Origin of the sequence: Mesorhizobium sp. M0437 (assembly GCF_040321335.1) — a bacterium.
Taxonomy (GTDB): Bacteria; Pseudomonadota; Alphaproteobacteria; order Rhizobiales; family Rhizobiaceae; genus Mesorhizobium.
The window spans coordinates 1-2,251 of record NZ_JAMYRK010000169.1; the positions used below are offsets into that span (position 1 = coordinate 1).

Sequence of the window (2,251 nt, forward strand, 5' to 3'; positions counted from 1 at the left end):
TCATTTGAGTTTAGGTTGCCCCGAGAAGAGCCTGTTCAGTCTCAATTGCATCGGGTAGCGGGGCTTGAAATCGCGAAGACGCGCGTTCATGCAACCTCCGCCCTTTCTTCGCGTTTAGCCGCGTTCAACCCTGGCGAGCGAGAAAATGCCGGCGTTCATTCCGATTACAATTTACCTGAATTGCAAGCCGATGGTGGTTGCATCAATATCCGATGCTGCGAAAGCCCTTGAACAACCATGGCCACACGTGGCCAAGCCGCAGCGGCTCGAAGCCGTCCGAATGATCAAGGAATGCTTGGCCGGTCATTGCAACCAACAAGCTGCGATCGATGCCTTCAAGGCGGCCGCAATCGAACAGGGACTTTTTACCCAAAGGCCTCCGAGCGTAGGCCTCACGAAATTCGACGCGGTTGTTAGAGACATGGTGTGAGCCCATACTGCTCTCGCCATCTGGACCGCTGGCAGGCTTCGCCGGCCATCGCTATGCCGACGAATTCCGCGGCGTCGGCATTCTCTTGAGAATGCGGCAGCGCTCGACGGCGGTGCGCTTCCACATGGCGCGGTCAAAGCCGGGAGACCTGAACATGGCTTGGAAGTGCTTCCGCCAGGTCGGCGAAAGATGCACTCCCACCGAATACGATAGGCCGCTATGATTTCGACATTGCGACCGCGGCACAACCAGTCGAGCTGCGCCCTAGCGGCAAGTCCGGCGAGCCCGCTCGCGTCCATCCCGGTTTGCAACAGCCAGTTTTCTTGCCGACTACCAAACAATGCGCATACGTTAGATTAACCGCCCTCCGCTTACGCTTACCGCTGCCGCGCATCTCGTGGCGCTTGGCCGCCGCTGGCGGGACCTTGAGCGACCGCGTCCTGCTGGACTCAGCTTGCCCATGATGGCTTTTGAGTAGCGCTCACGCGCCAGAGACTCCCCCGTGCTTGGTTTCTCGATCAGCCGCAGCCGCTTCCATTTCGAGCCGCGCCAAATGGGCCTTGATTTCCTCAGGCTCGGCGTGCTCCAGCCCTACGACATTGTTCCTCGTTTCCTTCAATGCAACGATAATCTCATCGAGCTTGGCATGGATGGCAGCAGTGTCGCGATAACCCTGGATCAGAACAACGCCGGTAATCACAATCGCTGCTACTGAAAGCGCATAGGTGATTACGCTTGTTAGGCCGAAAGGGACCATCGCAGTGCAGGCTATCATGGCCACGATGATCAGATAAAAGCCGGGCGGCCGGGACAAAAAGTCAGCAACTACAAAGAGAAATCGGTTCATGTGAATCCCGGTTGGGCCTCGATCTTGGGTGCTCGTCAATGCGGTCCGAGATGCGGACGGCTCTCGCCTATGAGCCAGCGGAATGAGGCTCCGGGACTGCGCATGAACAGTTGCTGTGCAGTCGTCCCTACTTTTTCCACTTATGCGGGAACGTCATCCTTTCCGGATAGGACGCGAGGGTTGGCACGAGAGACGCCGTCGTTCCATTCCCCCTTTGTGGTTCTTCTCGGACTGGCCCCTCGCGTCCGCCTCTGGTTGCGGCTTGCCGGCCAGCTCTTTTTCAAAACGGGTGTTTTTCGACATGGCTCTCTCTCCATTGAGAAACGCCAACTCGATATGAGGAGCAAAGTTCCGCGGCCGGAACCAACCTCGTGCAGATTGCTTAGTCACCTGCTTCCGCTTTTGTACTTCGTGCCCGGAGGCGGTGATTGCCGGCAGTTGCCGGGATCGGTTGGAACTCACAGCACGAAAGCTTGCTCTCGCGCCCCCAAAAGTGACAGATTAGCTGACTAACTGATTCACGCAGTCAGACTGAATGGCAAAGCAGAAACGAAAGCTCGATGCGCGTCAGGTGCCACCTTCTCCAGAGGAGACTCAGGAGGCCGCCTTCTATGCGCGAAAATGCGGGCTGACGACGGACGAGGCGCTCAAGTTGATCCGCAACGCAAAAGTGCTCACCTCGGCCGCCGTCAGATCCTACTAGGCTCGCAGTGTTCGGACCGCTTTCTGCCGTGCCTCTCGCTGGCGCCTCAGTTCGTTGCGCTTGGCAGCCAGTGGAAGTCGTCATGCCCCGATGAAAGGATCTTGGCGAATGTGCCGTTTGCGATCCATGAATTAAGGCAGTGCGCTCGCCCGCATCTTGATCGTAGCCGAAACATCTCTGATTTCACGGGTGTGGCGCAACATCCAGATTTCGGCCCTTTCGCTAGTCGCATATCGGTATGGCCTAGTAGTCGCCTTCGAACGACTCAGCT

General features: G+C 57.4%; 4 protein-coding genes. 3 read left to right on the forward strand and 1 reads right to left on the reverse strand.

What is annotated here, in order from left to right; all coding sequences use genetic code 11:
- Together NKI72_RS34615 and NKI72_RS34620 are read left to right on the forward strand one after the other, a co-directional pair.
- On the forward strand, window positions 1–231 hold a 231-nt coding region (locus NKI72_RS34615), incomplete at its 5' end, for a hypothetical protein (protein WP_352852195.1).
- The gene (locus NKI72_RS34620) at window positions 191–430 is read left to right on the forward strand and encodes a DUF982 domain-containing protein (protein ID WP_352726370.1); all 240 of its coding nucleotides are present in this window, start codon (window positions 191–193) and stop codon (window positions 428–430) included. The genes NKI72_RS34615 and NKI72_RS34620, both read left to right, overlap by 41 nt.
- Before the next feature lie 481 nt (window positions 431–911).
- Here the strand turns inward: NKI72_RS34620 and NKI72_RS34625 are convergent, their stop codons facing one another.
- Window positions 912–1,277 (reverse strand): low affinity iron permease family protein, encoded by a 366-nt coding sequence (locus tag NKI72_RS34625; RefSeq protein ID WP_352694289.1) that lies wholly within the window; start codon window positions 1,275–1,277, stop codon window positions 912–914.
- A 535-nt stretch (window positions 1,278–1,812) separates the two neighbouring features.
- On the opposite strand from NKI72_RS34625, the gene NKI72_RS34630 reads away from it, so the two are divergent.
- Complete coding sequence (locus NKI72_RS34630; protein ID WP_352694287.1) at window positions 1,813–1,980, forward strand: hypothetical protein; 168 nt, start codon at window positions 1,813–1,815, stop codon at window positions 1,978–1,980.
- Window positions 1,981–2,251: the final 271 nt, after the last annotated feature.